Source organism: Marinitoga sp. 1137, assembly GCF_001941525.1.
In the GTDB taxonomy this organism is placed as follows: domain Bacteria; phylum Thermotogota; class Thermotogae; order Petrotogales; family Petrotogaceae; genus Marinitoga; species Marinitoga piezophila.
In genome coordinates this window covers 1,119,159-1,141,897 of record NZ_CP009471.1, presented here as the reverse complement: position 1 = coordinate 1,141,897, position 22,739 = coordinate 1,119,159, and the positions used below count along the sequence as shown (strand labels likewise).

The 22,739-nt window shown below is 29.1% G+C and carries 17 protein-coding genes; 9 read left to right on the top strand and 8 right to left on the bottom strand.

Features of this window, described 5'->3' with window-relative positions; translation table 11 throughout:
* Positions 1-23: 23 nt before the first annotated feature.
* Positions 24-1,673 (top strand): methyl-accepting chemotaxis protein, encoded by a 1,650-nt coding sequence (locus LN42_RS05585; RefSeq protein WP_014296536.1) that lies wholly within the window; start codon positions 24-26, stop codon positions 1,671-1,673.
* 29 nt (positions 1,674-1,702) lie between these two features.
* Positions 1,703-3,613, top strand: coding sequence for an HD domain-containing phosphohydrolase (locus tag LN42_RS10860; RefSeq protein ID WP_083635657.1), 1,911 nt, complete (start codon positions 1,703-1,705; stop codon positions 3,611-3,613).
* Here the strand turns inward: LN42_RS10860 and LN42_RS05570 are convergent, their stop codons facing one another.
* Both LN42_RS05570 and LN42_RS05565 read right to left on the bottom strand, forming a co-directional pair.
* Positions 3,614-4,543 (bottom strand): tyrosine-type recombinase/integrase, encoded by a 930-nt coding sequence (locus LN42_RS05570; RefSeq protein WP_014296534.1) that lies wholly within the window; start codon positions 4,541-4,543, stop codon positions 3,614-3,616.
* A complete protein-coding gene (locus LN42_RS05565; protein ID WP_075780480.1) occupies positions 4,531-6,909 on the bottom strand; it encodes a Lon protease family protein in 2,379 nt (792 codons plus the stop codon). Before LN42_RS05565 ends, LN42_RS05570 begins: the two co-directional genes overlap by 13 nt.
* Before the next feature lie 214 nt (positions 6,910-7,123).
* Between LN42_RS05565 and LN42_RS05560 the strand changes: the two genes are divergently transcribed.
* The 7 genes from LN42_RS05560 to LN42_RS05530 all read left to right on the top strand — a co-directional run bounded on the left by LN42_RS05560 (position 7,124) and on the right by LN42_RS05530 (position 15,123).
* Positions 7,124-8,809, top strand: coding sequence for an ABC transporter substrate-binding protein (locus LN42_RS05560; protein WP_075780479.1), 1,686 nt, complete (start codon positions 7,124-7,126; stop codon positions 8,807-8,809).
* A gap of 67 nt (positions 8,810-8,876) precedes the next feature.
* Positions 8,877-9,866, top strand: a complete 990-nt coding sequence (locus tag LN42_RS05555; protein WP_075780478.1) for an ABC transporter permease — start codon at positions 8,877-8,879, stop codon at positions 9,864-9,866.
* Between the two features lies 1 nt (position 9,867).
* Positions 9,868-10,731, top strand: coding sequence for an ABC transporter permease (locus LN42_RS05550; RefSeq protein ID WP_014296530.1), 864 nt, complete (start codon positions 9,868-9,870; stop codon positions 10,729-10,731).
* Positions 10,732-10,736: 5 nt separating this feature from the next.
* Positions 10,737-11,723, top strand: a complete 987-nt coding sequence (locus LN42_RS05545; protein WP_014296529.1) for an ABC transporter ATP-binding protein — start codon at positions 10,737-10,739, stop codon at positions 11,721-11,723.
* Positions 11,716-12,630: an ABC transporter ATP-binding protein gene (locus tag LN42_RS05540; protein ID WP_014296528.1), complete on the top strand. Its 915-nt coding sequence runs from the start codon at positions 11,716-11,718 to the stop codon at positions 12,628-12,630. Before LN42_RS05545 ends, LN42_RS05540 begins: the two co-directional genes overlap by 8 nt.
* Before the next feature lie 15 nt (positions 12,631-12,645).
* Positions 12,646-14,118, top strand: a complete 1,473-nt coding sequence (gene bgaS / locus LN42_RS05535; RefSeq protein ID WP_075780477.1) for a beta-galactosidase BgaS — start codon at positions 12,646-12,648, stop codon at positions 14,116-14,118.
* Positions 14,119-14,136: 18 nt separating this feature from the next.
* Positions 14,137-15,123, top strand: coding sequence for a LacI family DNA-binding transcriptional regulator (locus LN42_RS05530; RefSeq protein ID WP_075780476.1), 987 nt, complete (start codon positions 14,137-14,139; stop codon positions 15,121-15,123).
* 32 nt (positions 15,124-15,155) lie between these two features.
* Here the strand turns inward: LN42_RS05530 and LN42_RS05525 are convergent, their stop codons facing one another.
* From LN42_RS05525 to LN42_RS05500, 6 genes are all read right to left on the bottom strand, one after another.
* On the bottom strand, positions 15,156-15,797 hold the full coding sequence (locus LN42_RS05525) for an HAD family hydrolase (RefSeq protein WP_083635655.1): 642 nt from the start codon (positions 15,795-15,797) through the stop codon (positions 15,156-15,158).
* Between the two features lie 47 nt (positions 15,798-15,844).
* Positions 15,845-17,110, bottom strand: coding sequence for an AAA family ATPase (locus LN42_RS05520; protein WP_075780474.1), 1,266 nt, complete (start codon positions 17,108-17,110; stop codon positions 15,845-15,847).
* A 278-nt stretch (positions 17,111-17,388) separates the two neighbouring features.
* Positions 17,389-18,693 (bottom strand): UDP-glucose/GDP-mannose dehydrogenase family protein, encoded by a 1,305-nt coding sequence (locus tag LN42_RS05515; RefSeq protein ID WP_075780473.1) that lies wholly within the window; start codon positions 18,691-18,693, stop codon positions 17,389-17,391.
* A 35-nt stretch (positions 18,694-18,728) separates the two neighbouring features.
* Complete coding sequence (gene asnB, locus LN42_RS05510; protein WP_075780472.1) at positions 18,729-20,594, bottom strand: asparagine synthase (glutamine-hydrolyzing); 1,866 nt, start codon at positions 20,592-20,594, stop codon at positions 18,729-18,731.
* A 30-nt stretch (positions 20,595-20,624) separates the two neighbouring features.
* Complete coding sequence (locus tag LN42_RS05505; RefSeq protein ID WP_075780471.1) at positions 20,625-21,731, bottom strand: DUF354 domain-containing protein; 1,107 nt, start codon at positions 21,729-21,731, stop codon at positions 20,625-20,627.
* Between the two features lie 20 nt (positions 21,732-21,751).
* The gene (locus tag LN42_RS05500) at positions 21,752-22,732 is read right to left on the bottom strand and encodes a radical SAM protein (protein ID WP_075780470.1); all 981 of its coding nucleotides are present in this window, start codon (positions 22,730-22,732) and stop codon (positions 21,752-21,754) included.
* Positions 22,733-22,739: the final 7 nt, after the last annotated feature.

Here is a 22,739-nt window from a genome sequence, read left to right as displayed (position 1 = left end):
ATGCTCAAAGGAGGGGATGAATTATGAAGTTGCGTTCAAAAATATGGTTACTGGTATTAATATTGTTATTCTCTCAATTTGTATTATTTATGGTGAGCAATTATTCATTTTCAGTAATTGATAGTAACGAAAAGAATCTTGCAGAAAATTATGTAAAGTCAATGAAGGAAATCGGGCATTATTCTACACAGTTTATGGAAGTAAGAAAATTACTTGCAGAATATCTGGCGTTTAATGACGAAACAGCTTTTAATACAGCTAAAAAAGAAATAAATTCATTAATTTCGCAATTAAAAAACATTAAAACAGATTCAACATTAAAGGAAAGTTTATTAAAAGAACTAAATGAATATGCATCATTTTTGAATTCTATTAATTCTAAAGAAGAATTACTTTCAAGAATTTCTGAATTTAAAGAGATTGGTAATAAAGTAATTGAAAGCTTTTCCAATTTTCAAAAAGCTATAGAAAGTGATGTAGATAAGATAACATCAGAGAATGCTAACTCTCTTAGCAAAGCCAAGCAAATAGGAATAACTTTAGTTGTATTGTCTTTGATTTTTGGAGCAGGATTGGCATTCATTATAATACAATCAATATTGACACCATTGAAAATATTAATGAATTATGCCGAAAAATTATCCAGAAAGGATTATACAGTTGAAATTCCAAAAATTAAAGATAAAGGTGAATTTGGAAGATTAATTGAAATATTTAGATCTATGCATGATCAATTGAAAAAAGACATGATACAGTTAAAACAGGAAAGTACATCACTTACAGAATCAATGAAAGAGATAGTAAATGCTATGAATTTATCAAGTGAAGCATTGCAGGAAATCACAATTGCTGTAAATAATATAGCTACAGAGATGGAAAATTCTACAGCGTCAATTCAGGAAACAACAGCTTCAGTTGAAGAAATTTCTTCTGCTACTAAGTTAATTGCAGATAGTGCCACAGAAGCAGCAAAATTTGGTCATGTATCAACAGAACGCGCAGAAAATGCGGGAAAAACTGTTAAACAAGCTATAGATAAAATGGCTGAAATAACAGAGATATCTAAAGAAATTGATAAAGTAGTAAGAGAATTTAATGACAGCGCTACGATGATTAATGATTTTGTAGACACCGTTTCAAATATTGCAGAACAAACAAATCTTCTTGCATTAAATGCCGCAATTGAAGCTGCAAGAGCTGGAGAAGCAGGAAAGGGTTTTGCAGTTGTTGCTGATGAAATTAGAGTATTGGCAGAAGAAAGTAGAAAGGCTGCAGATGAAATAAAAGAGGTTGTAAATGGAATAATCAATGTTTCAAATGATGCGTTAGATGTTTCAAAAACTGTAAATGAAAAGGTTGCAGAAGGTTCTCAATTATCAAATGAAGCAGGAGAAAATCTAAAAGAGATATTAAGTGCTATAAAAGAAATAACAGAAAAACTTGAAGGTATTGCAGCAGGTGTTCAGGAACAAACAGCTGCTGTTGATGAAATAGCTACAGCAATGACAGAATTGTCAGAAATGACAACAAATATAAATGCTTCTACTCAGGAAATAAATGCCTCAATTGAAGAACAAATGGCAAACATAGAAAATGTTACCTCAGAAGCAAATAGTATGACAAAGCTTGCTGATAGGTTAATGGACATAGTGAATCAATTTAAATTGAATTGATAAAATTACAATGAATTGGATGGTGAAGAATGAAGAGGCTTTTATTGTATATATTCCTATTAATAAATCTAATATCTTTTGGATTAACCATAGGGATTTATCATAATCCGCCAAAAATAATAGATAAAGAAACGGGGATATTTCCAGAGCTAATTGATTATATCCTTACTCAAAATAATGTTAAACATAATTATGAAATGGATACGTTTTCAAATCTTTTAAAAAAATTGAATAATGGTGAAATAGATGCTATAGCCTGTATTGCCTATTCGGCAGAACGGGCTAAGCATTTTTATTTTAATAAGGAATCCTTTATTTCGGATTGGGCTGTAGTTTATACAAATCATAATTCTAATATACATAATATGTTTGATTTAAAAAATAAAAAAATAGGCGTTTTAAAAGGTGATATCTTTTACGAAGATAAAGAAAAGGGATTAAAAGAGTTGCTTAAAAATTTTGATATAGATGTATCATATGTTGAATTTAATACATATGAGGATATTTTTAAGGCGTTATCAAAATCTCAGATAGATGCCGGAGTGGTTAACAGAGCTTTTGGATTAACAAATGCGGAAAAATACAATCTTTCGCCAACAGATATAATATTTTTCCCTGTAAAGGTAATGATAGCTTTTAGAAAGGATTATCCGGAAAAAGAATATATAGCCAATCTCATTGATACAGAATTAAAAAAATTAAAAGAAGATACAGATTCTAAATATTATGAAGTAATAAATAAATATCTATATGTGCAAGATGAACCGGTTGTTCCAAGATGGCTAAAAATATTTATTTTATTTTCAATGTTGATTATAGTATTTTTAATAATAAACCATTTAGTTCTTTTAAAACTGGTAGAAAGACGTACAATGTTACTGAGGAAGTTAAATCTTGAATTACAGAAAAAAAATGAAGAATTACAATCATTAAATGAGGAGATCTCATCGCAAAACGAAGAGCTGGAAGAACTTTATCTTCATAACGAAAAGCTACAAAACTCTTTAAAATTAATTATCAAAGCTATATCAGATCTTGGAAGAGAAGAATATACATCGGAGGATAATTATCTCAAAGAACTTTTTAAGATACTCGATTTTGTTTTTCCAGGAATAGTCCATGGAAGAATATTAAAAATAGAAAATGATGAAGAAAAAACAATATTTGAAAAAGGATTACAGATAAACAATATTAACAAAAATGAAGTTTATTCGTTGGATATACCAATTAATTTAAATATCAATCTTTCATATATAATAACCCTTTATTTCAAAAAAGATGAAATTAATACAGAAAGTCTCGATGAGTTAATAGAATCATTTAAAATTCTTGCAACTACATTCTTTAAGATAAAAAATGAAGCTGATATTGAAGAAAGATTTAGAGAAGATATTATTAAATCTCTTATTTCTTTCCTTGAATTGCATGATGAATATACGAAAAACCATTCAAAAAACGTAGCAGAATTATCCAAAAAAATTGCAGAAAAAATGGGATTTGGGAAACCGTTTATAAAAAAGATTTATTGGGCAGGATTGCTGCATGATATTGGGAAACTTTTAATACCTATTGAAATATTAAATAAAAAATCCCGATTAACAGAAGAAGAGTATGAATATATAAAGAAACATCCAGAATATGGATATAACGCTTTAATAAAATCAGAAAGCCTTAGCGAAATTGCAATAGCAATTAGACATCATCATGAAAGATGGGATGGTAAGGGATATCCTGATGGATTAAAGGGTGAAGCAATACCAATAATGTCTCAGATAATATCTGTTGCAGATGCATGGGATGCCATGCGTTCAAGGAGATCATATAGGAATCCTATTGATGCTGAAATTGCAATAAAAGAAATCGAAGAAAATGCAGGAAAACAGTTCTCACCAGAAATAGTAAAGGTATTTATACAATTATGGAAAGAAGGAGAAATTTAATTATTCAAAATCTATCATTTCATCTGCATCAAGAGCTACAGATGTAGCTTCGTGATAATAGATTTGTGTAGTAGAAATATTTTTATGACCGGCGATTTGTCTTGCTGCTTCTATTCCATAGTTAAGAGCAACCTTTGTAATAACAGTATGTCTAAAGGAATGGGCAGAAAGTTTTTTGTTTCCTCTAAATTCCTTTAAGCCCAATTCATCAAAATATCCATCTATAATCAGTTGTATAGCTCTTTCTGTAAGAGCTTTACCAAAGGAGTTTCTTGATAATGAAATAAAAAGAGGGTCAGAAGGTCTATACTTCTTGACCTTCTTTCTTTCTTTTAAATAGTCATTTATACTTTCATATACTTCCTTATGCAATGCAATAACAGAGTCTCTGCTAACGTGTCCTTTGGATTTATAATGCAATAACACTTTATTATTTCTCTTAACCATATCTTTAATTCGAATTTGCGTAAGAGAATAAACCCTCAACCCTGTGTATGCCATCATTTTTATAATAGCCATATCGCGTTTTCCTTTAAGCGTTGACGTATCTATAGCATCAAAGATTTCTCGTATCTCTTCATCGGTTAAGATATCCTTTTGATGCCCAAAAGGTCTTTTAGCCCCTTTTACATTTTTAGCAATATTTTTATATAACCCTTTATCTTCGAGAAATGCAAAAAAACGGCGTATACCAGAAAGATACAAATTTACAGTATAAGGACTTTTTTCCCTTAATAAATAAGCCTTCCAGGACTTTACAGTCCTGGGTGTAGGCTTTGGAATATTGTGTTTTCTCAAATAATCCAGAAAATATTTTATTGATTTTGTATATTGCTTTTTTGTATCCTCGGTAACATCATCGAGTTCTTCTAGGAATTCAAGCAATATCTCGTCAAATTTATTTATTTCCTTTCTCTCTATTTCCCCCATAGCCAGAACCTCTTCTTATGTGATTTTTCATCTTCTATCTTTCTCAATTCCTTTATCCTTTTTATAATATGCCAATTAAATGAATTTTCCTCAAATTCACCATTTTCATTTAATTTTCCTGCGGTATATTCTGTCATTATTTCAATAGCTTCATCAACATTTTTTACTGCATATATTCTAAATTTACCCTTTTTAATATCTTCTTCTATTTCATTGTTTAAAACAAGATTTTTAATATTTTGATGAGGAATAATAACCCCTTCATTACCTTTTAAACCCTTTAGTTTACAGGTGTAATAAAATCCTTCCACCTTTTCTATTATTCCACCTACAGGTTGTATATTCCCATGTTGGTCTATGGAACCTGTTACTGCAATATACTGTTTCAACGGGATTTTGGAAATCGCTGAAAGTAAAACGAGTATTTCAGCAAGTGATGCACTATCTCCTTCGAGCATGGAATATGTCTGTTCAAAACTAATAGAACCAGAAAACACCATATGTTCATCAAGATTATATTTAGAATAAAAATAATTTTCTATAATAAAAGTTGATTTTCTATGTATCTTACCACTTAAATCTGCATCTCTATGAATATCAATAACACCTACCTGTTTTGCAGAAGAAACATTACCTGTAATCTTTACAGGAACACCAAAAGAATACGTATCAAAATCAACAACAGTTAATCCATTTATTTGACCAATCTTTTCACCTTCTGTATCAATAATAAGCTGTCCATCTTTTATTGAATCGAAAATCTTGTCTCTATACAATGAAAACATATTTTCATGTTTTTGTATAGCTTTAATTACTGCATTTCTATCAACATACGGAATTGTATCGCTATATCTATCAGAAATATAATTTGCTTCAAGTATAATATTCTTTAAAACACCAAACTTTGCGGAAAATCTATCGTTTCTTTCATTTATCCTGCATGAATATTTTAGTAATTCTTCAACAGCGCCTTTTGTAAAATCCTTTAATTCATGTTGCTTCACAATATTTTTTACAAAACCTGCAAAATATTCTGCATTTTCTTTATTTAATTCGATTTCTGTGTCAAATGCAACCTTTACATTAAAAAGTTTCTTGAAATCTGGATCATACTGGTATAACACTTCATACATCCATTCTTCTCCAACGAGAATAACTTTTACATTAAGAGGAATAGGATCTGGTTCTAAAGTATGAACAACACTTAATCCCATTTTACCTTCAAGATTTTCTATTTTTATTTCATTATTCATCAAAGCATTTTTTAAAGCTTCCCAAACGTATGGACTTCTCATTACCTTTTCTGCATCTAAAATAAGATAACCTCCATTTGCCTTATGTAATAATCCAGGTTTTATCATTGTAAAATCCGTCTTTAACATTCCCATATGAGAAAAATACTCTATTTTTCCAATTAAAGAAGAATATGCTGGATCATTGGCTTCAATTACGGGAGCCCCTTTAATTGATGAATTATCTATTATGACATTTACTGAATATTTTTTCTTATAATAATTTGTTATAGACTCATCGCTTGATAAAATATCTTGAAAATTCTCTGCAATATCGTTTTTTATCTCATTAAGGAATTCTATAACATCCGAGTTTGTTGAGTATTCATTAATGAGATCTTCAAAAATACCTGAAATGGTAAATAATGCCCAATACTTTTCCAGATTCCTTAATTGTTCCCTATATTTCTTATCGTATTCGGTAATCTTAATCATAGCTTTTTCCATTAATTGCCTTAATATAGGTGTCTTTTCCTCAAAACTATTTCTTACATCTTCTGGAAGTTTGTCATATTCTTCGTCTGTAACTTCTTTCCCATCATAAACAGGTATAGTCATGGCTCCATTAGTTGTAAATTGTAGTTTAAATCCTAACTTTTCAACCTCTTTTTTCAAGTCATCCCATACACTTTTTCTTGCTTTCAAATATTCATCCTCAAGTTGGGTTCTTTTTTCAGAAAAATCCTCACCTTCTATTCCCTTTTTTAGAGCTTCGAAGGATATTTCTATGGTCTCTTTAAGTATCTTTTTAAAGATTATGGCCTCACCAGATTTAAGAGAAATAGCCTTTGGTTTCATAGGATCTTTAAAATTATATACATATATATAATCATTTGGTGTTTTCTTATTCAAGGAATATTTTGTAAGCACATTTCTTGCAAATGTTCTTCTTCCCGTATTTACAGGACCTGTAATAAATATATTATGCGTTTTTTCCTCTATTTCAATTCCAAGAACCATTGAATCATATGCTCTTTTTTGTCCAATATATTCTGTAATTGATTGGATATTTTCTGTATTTTCAAAGTTTAATTGAGGCATCTTAATTTTGAAATCATCATACTTTAATAACATTTTCACACCCCCATCACAGTATATATTAATTATATCATACATTGCAATGTTAAAAACTTGAATGTTTTTTTAAAAACATCTAAACTCATAAGATTTTTTTTAATATTTCCATTTAATCGCTCATGAAACAAAATGTGAAACAAGATGTATATTTTTCATGAAACAGGTTTCATGATATAGTAACATTACGACAATCTAAAAGGGGGTATTATCTATGAAGAACTGGCTTAAAAGAATGGGTATTATTGCAATTCTTCTGGTATTTGCAGTAAGTATGTTTGGTGAAACATTTAAAAGAGAAGAAACATTCTTCTTTGGTGGAGGATTATGGAGCGCACCTTCAAACTGGAATCCTTTAGTTCCATGGGCAGCTGTTCCAGGAACAATTGGTGGAATTTACGAAACATTATTCAATTATGATCCTATAAGCAATGAACTTGTTCCATGGTTAGCAGAAAAAGGATATTGGAAAAACGATAATCAGTATTATGTAAAGTTAAGAGAAAACATAAAATGGACAGATGGTGAAGCATTGACAGCTGATGATGTTGTATTTACATTTGAAATCACAAAAAAGAATAAAGGAATTCCATATGCATCAATCTGGAATTGGTTAGATAAGGTTGAAAAACTTAGCGATTACGAAGTATTATTTACATTTTCAGAACCAAGATATCATGAATGGGATTATCAGTTATATCAGATTGCAATAATCCCAGAACATATATGGAGTAAATATCCTGTTGATAGTTTAATGTCATTGGCAAATGAAAATCCTATTGGTTCAGGTATGTATATGGCAGAAAGTCATACAGATGACAGAATGATTTTTGTCAGAAACGATAATTGGTGGGGTAAAGATGTATTTGGACTTCCTGCACCAAAGAGATTGGTTGAATTGAAGATATTCTCAAATAATGTTGCTCTTGGTATGCTAATGAAAGGCGAACTTGATGTAAGTAATTTCTTCTTACCAGGTATTCCATCCATAAAAAGAATATATGGAATAAAAACATGGTTTAAAGATGCTCCTTATATGTTATCAGACAACACAGCATTATTATTCTTAAATACAAAGAAAAAGCCTATGGACGATCCAAAATTCAGGAAAGCTCTTGCTTATTCAATTAATGTAGCTCCTATAATTAGAAGAGTTTTTGAATATCAGGTTGAACCTGCAAATCCAGTTGGATTTTTACCTGTTGATTCATGGATGAAGTATTATGATAAAGATGTTGTTGAAAAATATGGATTTAAATACAGTCCTGCAGAAGCTAAAAAATTACTCGATGAAGCAGGATACAAAGATATAGATGGTGATGGTTTCAGAGAAATGCCAAACGGAGATAAAATCAGTTTAACAATTATAGTTCCTTTTGGTTGGACAGACTGGATGGAATCTATAAAATTAATTGCAGCTGATTTTGAAAAGATTGGAATAAAGACAGAACCAAAATTTCCTGATTACAGTAAATATGCAGAAGATATGTATTCAGATGGATTCGATATATTATTAAACAACTTTGGAAGTAATGTAACATCAACACCATGGACATATTTCAACTGGTTATTTGAATCTCAGCAGATAAAGAACGAAAAAGCCTATGGTGGAAACTGGGGAAGATATGAAAATGAAAAATTATTTAGTTTAGTAGCAGAATTTAACAAAACAAAGGATCTTGAAAAAGGCAAAAAAATTGCATCTGAAATAGAGAAAATAATGCTTGAAGAAATGCCAGTAATTCCTGTTTGGTATAACGGTATGTGGTTCCAGGCAAGTGAAAAATACTGGACAAATTATCCAGATGAAAATCAACCATATGCATGGCCATCATTATGGAGTGGAAGATGGCAAATAGGCGGAAGCATGATGATATTAAAACTTAAACCTGCAAAATAAAATTCTATACTATGCTCCAACTCTTTAATGGAGTTGGGGCATAATATTAAAATCAGGAGGAAATATAATGTGGAAATATTTAAGAAAAAAGGTTTTCATATATTTAATAACATTCTTTGTTGCTGTTTCCATAGATTGGGCTATTCCAAGGTTTATGCCTGGTGACCCTATATCCCTATTAATGTCAAGATTTGCTGGATTGCCTGAAGCAACAGAAAGACTAAATACATATTTTACAAAAGCATTTGGGTTAGATCAACCATTATGGAAGCAATATATAAATTTCTGGGTTGCATTATTTAAGGGTGATCTGGGTATTAGCGTTTTTCTTTATCCAAGAAAAGTAATGGATATAATACAGGGATCTATTATATATGACTTCTTTTTATTAGTTCCTGCCATAGTTTTAAGCTGGATAGCAGGTAATAAACTTGGTGCTCTGGCAGCTATTAATAAAAAGACTGACAATAGTATAATCCCTATATTCTTTTTTCTTACATCATCACCATATTTTTGGATGGCAATGTTAATGGCATGGTTTTTGGGATTTGTAGTACCAATATTTCCATTATCAGGAGCATATAGTTATACAATGACACCAAGCTTTTCATCTGAATTTATTCTTGATTTCTTATATCATCTTGCATTGCCGTTTTTATCGTTGTTTCTTGTTATGCTAGGCGGTTGGGCTATTGGTATGAGAAATATGATTATATATGAAATGGGATCAAATTATTCAAAATATATGGAAGCATTAGGCGCTTCCGATAAATTAATAAGAAAATATGCATACAGAAATGCAATACTCCCTCAGGTTACAGGGTTGGCGTTGCAACTTGGAACGATTATTCTGGGATCATTAACAACAGAAGCGGTTTTTTCATACCCAGGATTAGGATTTTTATTATTGCAGGCTATACAAAATCAGGATTATTTCCTTATTCAAGGTTGTTTCTTATTTATAGTCATAATGGTATTATTAGGAAACTTTATAGTTGATTTAATATATGTATTTATAGATCCAAGAATAAGGTTTTCATATACCGAGGAGGTTTGATATGACATTAAAAGAAAAAATTAAGAATAATGACTACTTATATTTTATGCTTAGAAATAAAAAGGTTTTATTTGGTTTTTTTGTATTTTTATTTTTTCTTCTGTTGGGGTTAGTAGGCCCTCATTTGTCAAAATATGGACCTTTAGAATATGCAGGTCCTGGATATATGCCACCAGGTAAGGAATATTGGCTTGGTACAGATATTTTTGGTCATGATGTATATACACAATTGGTATATGGTTTAAGGAGCTCATATTTTGTTGGATTTTTTGGTGGAACACTTGCTACAATAATTGGATTATTTGTTGGATTTCTTTCGGGCTATAAAGGTAAATGGGTAGATGAATTACTTATGATGCTTACAAATGTAATGCTTGTAATTCCGACACTTGCAATATTAATAATAATTTCTTCATACCTTTCATTTAGAGGAATGGTGTTTGAAAGTATCATTATTGGTATTACAAATTGGCCATGGACAGCAAGAGCCATAAGATCACTTACTATGTCAATAAAAAACAAGGAATTTGTCAATCTATCAAGAATTTCTTCATTACCAACAGGGAAAATCATAATTGAAGATATTGCCTCAAATATGTTTTCATATATATTTATGGTATTTATACTTCAATTTGCTGGCGCAGTATTATCAGCAGTTACATTAGACTTTATAGGTCTTGGACCGACAAAAGGCATTTCACTTGGTTTAATGATGCAAATTGCCAGAGATTGGAATGCAGTTCAACTTGGAATGTGGTGGTGGGCTATTATTCCAGGGCTTGTAATTACATTACTCGTATCGTCACTATACTTTATAAACACGGGATTAGATGAAGTATTTAATCCAAAATTACGGGAGATGTGATAATAATGGAAAAAGTACTTGAAGTAAATAATCTTAAAATATACTATAAAACCTTAAAAGGTTATGTAAAGGCTATAGATAATGTAAGTTTTTATATAAAATCCGGTGAAATTCTTGGAATAGCTGGTGAATCTGGGTGTGGAAAAAGTACGTTGGGGAATGGGTTAATTCTTTTAAAACCGCCTATGAACTATATTTCTGGTGAAGCAAAATTAAATGGGATAAATCTCATGACTTTATCAAAAAAAGAAATGAGAAGGATAAGGTTTAAAGATATTTCTATAATTCCACAATATGCAATGGATGCATTTAGCCCTACTAAGAAAATAAAAAAATTTATTTCAGATCTTGTAAAAGAACATGGGATTAATCCAGATAATAAATTTTTTGAAAAGGTGAAAGAGAGACTTAGACTTGTTAATCTGGATGAAAGTGTATTAAACAAATATTCTGTTGAGTTATCAGGTGGAATGAAACAAAGAATGATAATGGTTATATCAACATTACTTGATCCAGATCTTTTAATAGCAGATGAAGTAACATCAGCATTAGATGTAAGTTCCCAGAGATATGTCTGTGATATGCTTGTTAAATTTCGAGATTTGGGAATAATAAAATCTATGATATTTATTACACACGATGTTGCTGTGCTAAATCAAATTGCAGATAGAATAATGATTATGTATGCAGGGCAGGTTGCAGAAATTGGGGACACAGAAACAATATTACATAATCCAAAACATCCATATACACAAGCACTGGTAAATTCCATACCAAAAAGCAATATAAGATATAAGGAAAAGAAATTAACCAGTATAGAAGGGACACCACCAAATCTTTTAAATATCGGTGAAGGTTGTAGGTTTAGATTTAGATGTCCATATGCAACAGAAATATGTAAAACAAAAACGCCTAAAATAGAGGAATTATCTTCAGATCATCAAATAGCTTGCTGGAACTGGAAAAAAATTGAAGGTGAAAACAATGAATGAAATAATAATGAAAATAGAAAATCTTACGAAAGAATTTGATCTTGATTTTTTTTCAAAAAAGAGATTTAAAGCTGTAAACAATGTTTCTTTTGAAATAAATAAAGGTGAAATTATATCCCTTATTGGTGAAAGTGGAAGCGGAAAAACCACTGTTGGAAAGATGATTCTCAGATTATTAAAACCAACATCTGGAAAGATATTATTTGAAAATAAAGATATATGGGATTTAAAAAAGAATGAAGTGAAGGAATATTATAGAAATGTTCAGGCTATATTTCAAGATCCATTTTCATCATTTAATACTTTATTTAAAATAAATAGAGTATTTAATATGATATTTGATAACTTTTTTCCAGAGGAGAAAAACAGAAAGGAAAAAATAGAAAAGGTTATCTCACAAGTAGGAATGAATCCAACAAATATCCTTGGCAAATATCCGCATCAATTGAGCGGTGGTCAATTGCAAAGATTGTTAATAGCCAGGGCTTTGTTGATGAATGTAAAGGTGCTTGTTGCCGATGAATTAATCAGTATGCTCGATGCTTCAACAAGAATAGATGTACTTAATCTTCTTGCTGAAATTAGCGAAAAAACAGGTATGTCAATAATATTTATAACTCATGATCTTTCGCTTGGATATTATCTCAGTGATACAACATTAATAATGTACAAAGGCGAAATTGTGGAAAAAGGGGATACGGTAGAAGTATATAACAATCCTCAACATCCGTATACAAAAATGCTTCTTAATTCTGTTCCAGAAATAGACAGGAAATGGGATAAAAATGAAAAGTTTATACCGGAAACAATAATAAAAGAAATAGAATTGTATTATCAGGCAAACAAAGAAAAATCAACTATATATGAAGCTATTAGCAAAAATCATTATGTTAAAGTGAAAAAATAACCTGGAGGTGCAATTATGCTAAAATTCAATGAAGATTTTCTTTTTGGAATATCAATGTCAGGTTTTCAATTTGAAATGGGTGGAAAAACAGGAATCGATGAAAATAGCGATTGGTATGAATGGGTACACGATAAGAGAATAATTTCAGCTGGACTTGTAAGCGGTGATTTTCCTGAGAATGGTCCTAATTATTGGGAATTATATAAGAATGATCATAATTTAATGAAAGAATTAGGTGTAAAAATAGTAAGAGTGGGTATTGAGTGGTCAAGAATATTTCCAGATTCAACAGAAAGCATTCGAGTTAATGTGAATGAATATAATAACGATATTATTGATATTGAGATTACAGAAGATGCGCTTAAACAATTAAGAAATATTGCGAACTTGGAAAACCTCGAACATTATAAAGAAATGATACGCGATTTAAAAGATAGAGGCATAAAAGTAATGGTAAATCTTAACCATTTTACATTGCCACTTTGGATTCATGACCCGGTAAAGGTGAATCTTGAACATAACGGTCCTCTTGGCTGGGTAGAAAAACGCTCTGTTGTTGAATTTACAAAATACGCCGCGTTTATAGCCTCCGAACTTGATGATTATGTAGATTTTTGGTCTACTATGAATGAACCGCAAATAGTATCTTCATTAGGCTATACCCAGCCAAAGGCCGGATTCCCCCCTGCAATTATTAATGAAGAATTTTACAAAAAAAGCCAGAAACACCAGGCTGAAGCACATTGTAGGGCATATGACGCTATAAAAAGAATTAGCAACAAACCAGTGGGATTTATTTATTCATTCTCATGGGCTGATCCAGAAACAGAGAACGATAAAGAAGCAGCAGAAAAAGCCATGTATTTTTCTAATTTTCAATATACAGATATGATATTTAAGGGAATGGTGGATTTTAATATAAACAATAATCATGTATATAGAAAAGATATGGATGGGAAAACAGATTTTCTTGGAATTAATTATTATACAAGAATTGTGGTAAGAAAAGAAGGAAAATATGGCTGGAATGTTGTTCCAGGTTATGGATATGCATGTGTCCCTGGAAGTATAGCAAAATCAGGAAGACCTGTTTCAGATATGGGATGGGAGATATATCCTGAAGGTCTTGAGAAAATAATTCTGAAATTAAATGAACGTTATAATTCTCCTGAAATATTTATTACAGAAAATGGAATTGGAGAAAGTACAGGAAGATATATACCATATTATCTTGTTTCTCATCTTAATAGCGTGTATAATGCTATTAAAAAGGGTGCAAATGTAAGAGGATATATGTATTGGTCTTTTATGGATAATTATGAATGGCCACATGGGTTTTCAAAAAGATTTGGTCTTGTGCATGTTGATTTTGAAAGAAAAAAGAGGACAATAAAACCGGGATTTCTTGTATATCAGAAAATAATTCAGGAAAATGGAATTCCAGATTATATGGAGAATTATGTAAAATATCCGTATAAATTATTGTGATAAAAAAGAGGTGATAATATGGCAACTTTGAGGGAAATTTCAAAGAAAATAGGTATTTCAATTGCTACAATTTCCCGTGTCTTAAATGGAGCTGATAATGTTTCTGAAGAAACACGAAAAAAAGTGCTTAAAGCACTTAAAGAATATGATTATCAACCACCTCAAGTTGCCAAAAGAAAGTTGCATCATCTTATTGGAATTCTCGTTCCAACATTATGGGGAAATCATTATAATCTAATTGCAGAAGGAATAGAAACTGAATTAACGGCAAATGGTTATGATAGCTTTCTTAGTTCAACTTCTCAATTAATAAATAAAGAAAAGGAAATCCTTGAACAGTTTTTTTCAAGGAGAGTAGATGGAATAATAATTTGTACAACTAAAAATGATGATGAACATATAGAAAAGTTAATAAAGACAGCTATTCCTGTTGTAGCCGTTGATAGAAAAGATTCAAATATAAAAGTGGATTCCGTTGGAATTGATAATTATCAATCTGCTTATAATGGAATAAAATATTTGTATAAAATGGGTCATAGGAAGATACTATTTGTTCAGGCGAGTAGAAATACATATTCAACATATGAAAGAGAACAGGCTGTAAAAGATTTTGCAAAACGGAAAAACTTAGAGTTAACAGTTTTAGAAGGTAACTTTGAATTTGAAGGGGGATATTATCCTATAAAAGAGTATCTTGAAAAACATGGGAAAAACTTTACGGCAATATTCTTTTCCAATGATCAAAATGCGTTAGGTGGAATGAGAGCATTATATGAGAGTGGTTTAAGTATTCCTGATGATGTTTCTGTAATAGGATTTGATGATGACAGATACTCTAAATTTCTCTATCCGCCTTTAACAACGATTAAGCAACCAAGATTTGAAATGGGTGAAATGGCAGCAAAACTTATAATAGAACGGATTGAAGGAAAAGGAAGTAAAGTGAAACGCAGAATAATACTTCCTACTGAATTAATAAAAAGAAGTTCGGTAAAACAAATATAGCTCTTTTGGATTCCCAAAAGAGCTATATTTGTTTATTTTAGATTAAGTAATTGAGAGAAATTATTTATTTTATAATCATATTTTTTAATTTCATTTTCATGGCCAAAGCCAAAACTTATCCATGCAAAATCCACATTGTTTTCCCATGCAGCCTTTGCGTCACTTAAAGTGTCTCCGATCATTAATCCTTCTTTTAAAGGAATATTTTCTTCTATTATGAGATTTTTTAAACGTTCTGATTTTGGAGGGATTTTACCATCTAAAGGCACTCCACAGATTTTTTTGAAAAATCTTGACATATTAAATTTTTCAAGAATTTGAGATGCAAAGATTTCTGGTTTTGATGTAACTATGTATATTATTCTATTTTTGGAATATAATTTTTCCAGTGTATCCATTACTTCAGGATATAAATCCAGCATAAAAACGCCTTCTTTTGCATATGTCATTCTAAAATCTTCTCGTACTTTCATTTTTAATTCTGTATTTTCTTCACCAAATAATATGTTCATTATTTCATCAAGTGTAGGACCTATTAATTTTTTTATTTTGTCTTCAGGCAAAGGCGTTAGATTATTAATTTTATAAGCCTTTTGTAGTGAGTATATAATTCCTCTTGATGTTTCAAACAAAGTTCCATCCATATCAAAAAATAGATATTTGTATTTCATCATTTCACTTCCTCAACAAACTTAGCTTCTTTTCCAACAAAGATTGAATTTCAATAATATTTTTCACTAAATTTTAAAAATACATTTTTCATTGAATGATTTGGTATTTTTAAATACGTTTTTATTCCCTCTTTTTCAAGAGTCAGGAATCCTTCATAAAACAACAATGATTTTATTTCTTTTGCATTCGGCATATAATCAGAATATATTTTTGTTGCAAGCTCGTTTATAAAAATTTCTTCTTTTTCACATATTTCCTTTAACTTATCTCCTATTATTCTTCTCAATCCATATTCTTTTAATGGAATATTAGATTTTTCTTTTTTATCATCCGAAAATATTGCAAATTCAAAAAGATTTTTAATTCTTTCATAATATTTTTCTGTATCATCATCAATTATTTTTTCTGGTATTTTTCCTTTAGATAAATACTCCTTAATAGAATAAAATATCATGTTTGGATGATATACTGTTTCAGTTGCATCCCAGCTGAATTTATATCCACCATAATATTCTTTTATTATTTTAAAAAGTTTTTCTGAATATATCTCATAATATTCAAGTAATTGAATTACTTCTTCTTTTGTAAATCCAAGCATTTTATTGAAGTTTATATCTGTAGTCTTATTCTTTGTAATATTGAATCCACTGGTTAATGAATCCAGCATTATTGGACTTACTCCTGTCATGAATATTCTTTCTATAATTGTCTTGGTTCCTTTTTTTATTTCTTCGTAGAATTTTCTTACAAATCCATGTTTCGTTACACTATTTCTAAACAAGTCAAGATTAAAACTCAATAATTCATTTGCAAAATGGTCATATTCATCTATTAATAAGTATATTGGTTTGTCTAATACTTCAATTGCATTGTTTAAGAATGCTCTTATTATATCTGCTGGTTCACTGAATTCCTTTTCTATTTTTATTTTTAAATTATATCTACTATTAAAATTCTCAAGATATACAATTACATTGTTTTTAAAGCTCTTTATTAATATATCCTTGTTTTCTGTTTGTATTCCTGAGAAATCCATATATAATATGTAATATTCATTTTTTAATGGTGTTGGATTTTCGCCGATATATAAATCTCCAAATAATTCTTCAAATTTGTTTTTATAATTAATATCATAATATTTTCCAAGTGTATCTAAAAACAATGTTTTTCCAAATTTTCTTGGTCTTAAAAATACTATATATGTTTCATCTAATTTTTCCAATTTTTCTATATATTCTGTTCTATCAACATAATAATAATTTTGTTTTCTTATTACCTCAAAATTTTGCTTTCCATATGGTATTTTCTTTTTCATTTACTTCACCTCTTGGTTGTATAAATCGGTTTAATAATTCTCTATATTGATTATATCATAACAGATTAATATAAAAAACTTCTGGAATTTAAAAGGATAATTCCAGAAGTTTTTTGCTGATATTATATGAAACTTTAAAAGTAAATTTTATATAAGTTTGAAAATCTTTATAAGTTTTCTTTTTCACGATTTATCATTTTCATAGTATCTTCTCCTATTAAAAAAATACAAAAGTATATTTGCAAAAGATATATTTAGCAAATATATCTTTGTATTTTTTATAATCTCCCAACTCCTTCATAAACAAACCCCATTTCTTTTATCTTTTTTCTGTCTAATACATTTCTTGTGTCTAAGATTATGTTTCCTTTCATTAGTTTTTTTATCATTTCTAAATCAAGATTTCTATATATATTCCATTCGGTTATTATCATTAATGCATCTGCATTATTCATTGCTTTGTATTCATTATCTACATATTCTATTTTATCTCCAAATATTTTTTTTGCATTTTCTATTGCTTTGGGATCATGAGCTATTACTTTTGCTCCTTTTTCTATTAGTTTGTTTATTATTGTTATTGCTGGTGATTCTCTCATGTCATCTGTTTCTGCTTTGAAGGCTAAGCCTAATACCCCTATTTTTTTATCTTTTAAGTCCATATATTTTTCTAATTTTTCTACCATTCTTTCTTTTTGTTTTTCATTTGCATTTATTACTTCTTTTACTAAGCTCATATCTACATTGTTTTTTCTTCCTATTTCCACTAATGCCTTTGTATCTTTTGGGAAACAACTTCCGCCATATCCTGGTCCAGGATGTAAGAATTTTGGACTTATTCTTCCATCCATTCCCATTGCTTTTGCTACTTTATGTACATCTGCTCCTACTGCTTCACAGAGATTTGCTATCTGGTTTATAAATGTTATTTTTGTTGCAAGAAATGCATTTGATGCATATTTTATCATTTCTGCTGTTTCTAAGTTACACCATACAAATGGTGTTTGTATTAGGTATAAGCTTCTATATATATCTTCCATTATTTCTTTTGCTTTTTCGCTTTCATATCCTATTACTACTCTATCTGGATGGAAGAAATCATATACTGCTTTTCCTTCCCTTAGGAATTCAGGATTACTTACTACATCAAAATTATCTTTTCCTGATTTTTCTTTTATGAATTCTTTTATTTTTCTGTTTGTTCCTACTGGTACTGTTGATTTGATTACCACTACTTTATAATCATTTAAATTCTTTGCTATTGTTTCTGCTACATTAAATACATAGCTTAAATCTGCTTCTCCATTTTCTTTCGGAGGTGTTCCTACACCAATGAATATTACTTCTGATTCTTGAATTGCTTTGCCTATTTCTGTTGAGAATTTTAATCTTCCACTGTTTAGATTTCTTGTTAAGTATTCTTCTATTCCTGGTTCATATATTGGACTTATTCCTTTTTTAAGGTTTTCTATTTTATTTTCATCTATGTCAACACCTATTATTTTATTTCCAAAATCAGCTAATCCTACCGCTGCTACTAATCCTACATATCCTGTTCCTACTACACAGATTTTTTTGGACATTTTTTGAAATCACCATCCCTGATAGTAATATTATCTTAAATATCTAATCTGCTTAAATTTAAAAATGACCATAATAATAATCTTTTATTTTCTCCTAGAAAGTGATTATTTATTGTTTGTATTATAAAATCCTTATTAAGTATATTGTAAAAACATAGATTTTTAGGATTATTTAGATATTTTAATAAGTAATCCTTTCCTTTTACACGATACCATGAAGCATCAGGAGAGCTAAAACCCTGCTTTTTTCTTTGTATTATTTCATTAGGAATAAATTGTTTCATTATATTTCTTAAGATATTTTTTCCAATATTTGTTTCGAAAAATTTTTCTTTCTTTTTTATTTCATTTTCATCTATTTTCTGATATTTATTAAAATTTTTTAGTTTGAATTTTAAAGGTATTTTCATTGCAAAGTCTACAAGATCATTATCTAAAAATGGGACACGTGTCTCTAAAGAATGTGCCATACTAATTTTATCTTCAACAATAAGTAATCCGTGTAAAAAGGTTTTTAGTTCAAAATATAGAGAAGCATTTATTAAATCTGTATTATTTTTCATTGGGAAATCATAATCATTGAAGATGGATTTAAAAGCTTCATATGCATTATATTTGGGAATCTTTTTTCTTATTTCTTCATTATATAAAAATTGTTTTTCTTCATCTTTTACCAATCTTTGCCAGTAATTGTAATATGCATTTATAAAATCTTCTTTATTATATTTTCCAAGAACATGGTAATATCTCCATGGATATCCCGCAAACAATTCATCGCCACCAGATCCACTTAAAACAACTTTAACAAATTTAGATGCCAATCTGGAAATATAAAAATTTGAATAAGACATTCCTAATATAGGATAATCTAAATGATATACTAAATCATCTATTACTTCATAAAGATCTCCTTCATGAAGAACTACTTCGTATTGTTCGGTTTTATAGGTATTTGAAATCATTTCAGCGTATAATCTTTCATCAAATCCAACTTCAAATCCGGCAACAGAGGTCATATCAAAACCACATGTAAATGTTTTTAAACGATTTAAACTCCTTGAAGCTATTGCAACGATAGATGCAGAATCCATTCCTCCACTAAGATACGCGCCTAAAGGTACGTCACTCATTAATTGCCTTTTTACTGCCTGGACAAAAAGTCTTTTTAACTCATTTGAAGCTTCTTTTTCAGAGAGCTTTTCATCTGTAGAATGTAAATTATAATCCCAATATTTATATTGTTTAAAATAAATTTCGTTTTTATCAGATTTGATAATAGCATAATGTCCCGGTTTTAATATTTTTATTCCTTGATATAAAGTTCTATCAGTAAAAATATTTTGAAAAGTGAGATATTCATCTAAAGCTAAATAGTCTATTTCTTTTTTTATGAAATTCCATTTAAATATAGCTTTTATTTCAGATGCGAAAATTAATTTAGAATTGTCTAATTTATAGTATAAAGGTTTTATTCCATATCGATCTCTAGCGATAAATAATTTTTTTTCTTTTTTATCAAAAATAGCAAAAGCAAACATGCCATTTAGCATATTCAATATTTTTTCCTGATATTCTATATAACCATTTAATATTACTTCAGTATCAGTATTAGAATTGAAAATATAACCTTTAGATTGTAATATACCTCTTAATTCAAGGAAATTATATATTTCACCATTAAAAGAGATTATATATCTTCCATCTGAAGATATCATGGGTTGATGACCGTGTGAGGATAAATCAATAATTGCTAAACGTCTATGCCCCATACCAAAATTTTCGTGTGTATAAATTCCAAAATCATCAGGACCACGGTGAGCAATAGAATCTATCATTCGTTTTATATCGTGAGAAGAAACAGAATTATTATTTGTGACTATAGCCCCTGCAATTCCGCACATATTTTCACCTTTCTGTTCAATTAAAAATTTTTATAGTTTTTCTATAAAGGCTAAAAAATCCTCTTCAAATTTTTTAATACTTTCATTTAAGTTTCCTTCCCATAATTTAGAAATATCTTTATTATGGAGTCTTATATTGTTCTCTAATATTTTTTTGATTAGTTTAAAAGATTCAGTTTTATTGTATATATTAGAAGCTCTATATGAAAGACCGTTTTCAACTAAATATTTTTCGTATAGAGTTAATACAGGTTTTACGGAAATTACAGGTGTTCCAAAATATATAGCTTCAATATTTATAGTTCCTCCGCCACCAATGAATAAATCAGCATTTGCAGCAATACTTATACTATCAACCAGATTTTCATTAATTATTTTAATATTTTCAATATTTTGATATAACTGTAATTTTTCTTTGTATCTTGGATGTATGATTATAAAAATATCGTCGTTATATTCTTTTAAAATATTTTCTATTAATTCTAAAATTAAAGACTTTTTGTGATTTATACTCATGTAATAATTTGCATTTAAAGGTTCTAAACGTGCATAAATTAGTTTTTTATTTAAATATTTTTCTGGAATGTTTAAAGAAGAAAAAAGCTCTTCTTTTTTTGAAGGAATATAATCTTTTAACCACAAAACAGGATCTAAAAAAGGATATTTATATATTTTCTCTTTTGATATACAATAATTTTCAGAAATATACCTTTCTGAAATACAGAAAGGTATATATATATAGTCTGATAAAGTTAAAGATAATTTTCCAGGAATTATAGCATCTGGTAGGTCAGAAAAATTTATTAAAGGTTTAGATAATCCATAAGCAACTCTGGAGATTGAAGGATCCATAAGAGTTATAAAAGCTTTTATATTTAAATTATTTTTATTTATATAATCCAAAATAACATTAATATTATCAGCATAAACCTTTAACTTGGATTCTAAAGAATCCTTTCCCCATTGTAATATTAAATCATAATTAAGACCTTTGTTTTCAAGTAAATTAATAGTTTCGCCATAATCTCTGGCGATTCTTATTATTTTATATCCTGCATTTTGTAATAAATAATCAAGAGATTTAAAAAAATGAACTCTTTTGGGAGTCATATAATCTAAAATTATATGTTTTTCCATAGAAATATCTCCTTTTAGAATCAATTAGGATTAAATTCAATCCCTTTATTTCCATCAATAGATGCTTTTATTGCACAAGAGAATGAACATGGCTGACAGCGTTTTTCTTTTATATATTTCAAAACTTCCTGAGCTTTTGGAGATTGATATAAGGCTCTTAAATCACCATTAAAGTCTCTTAAATTACCCATATACAATTCCTTTTTCCATAAAAGACATGGATAAACATTTCCATATGGATCTATATCAACACTTCTAAAGCCCATATAACAATCGTATGTGAATTTTTCACCTCTCCACCATTTCATTTGCCAGATATATCTCCATTTATAAGGACCTTTGTCATAATCAATCTTTCTTAATAGTTCATCGATTTTATTTATTTGATCTATTGAGAAAGAAAATTCATCTGTATCTTTTTCTTCATCTTTTCCAAATCTAACACTTACTCTTCCAAAATTAATATAAAGTCCAACACCTAATTTTTCAGAAAAATTCTTGGCCCATTCTATATATTCATAATTTTCAGGATAAACGGTAAATTGCATTCTTAATCTTTTTAAATCAAGTTTTTTTAATAAGGATATAGTTTTAACAGCATTTTCAAACATGCCTTTTCCTCTCAATTTGTCGTTTATTTCTTCAGGGCCATCAATGGAAACGTCTATTAAATAATTTTTTGTAATTTTTAATACATATTTTGAAATAGCATAATGATGCATTGGATACATTCCAGAAATTGGAGAATGTATTCTTATTGAAGGATGATATTTCACCAAAAGTTCTATTAAGGGAATATATTTTGGAGAAATATGAGGTTCCCCGCCAGTAATATGAGCCTGAATTAAATTTTTTAAAAGTGAATTGGAAACAATATTTTCTATAATATCCAAATCTAATTCATCATTATAATTTATTCTTTTTTTCCATAAACCACAATGAACACATTTACCATCACATTTTTCTGTTAAAGTCCATATAACATCATCAATCTTTATCATACACTCA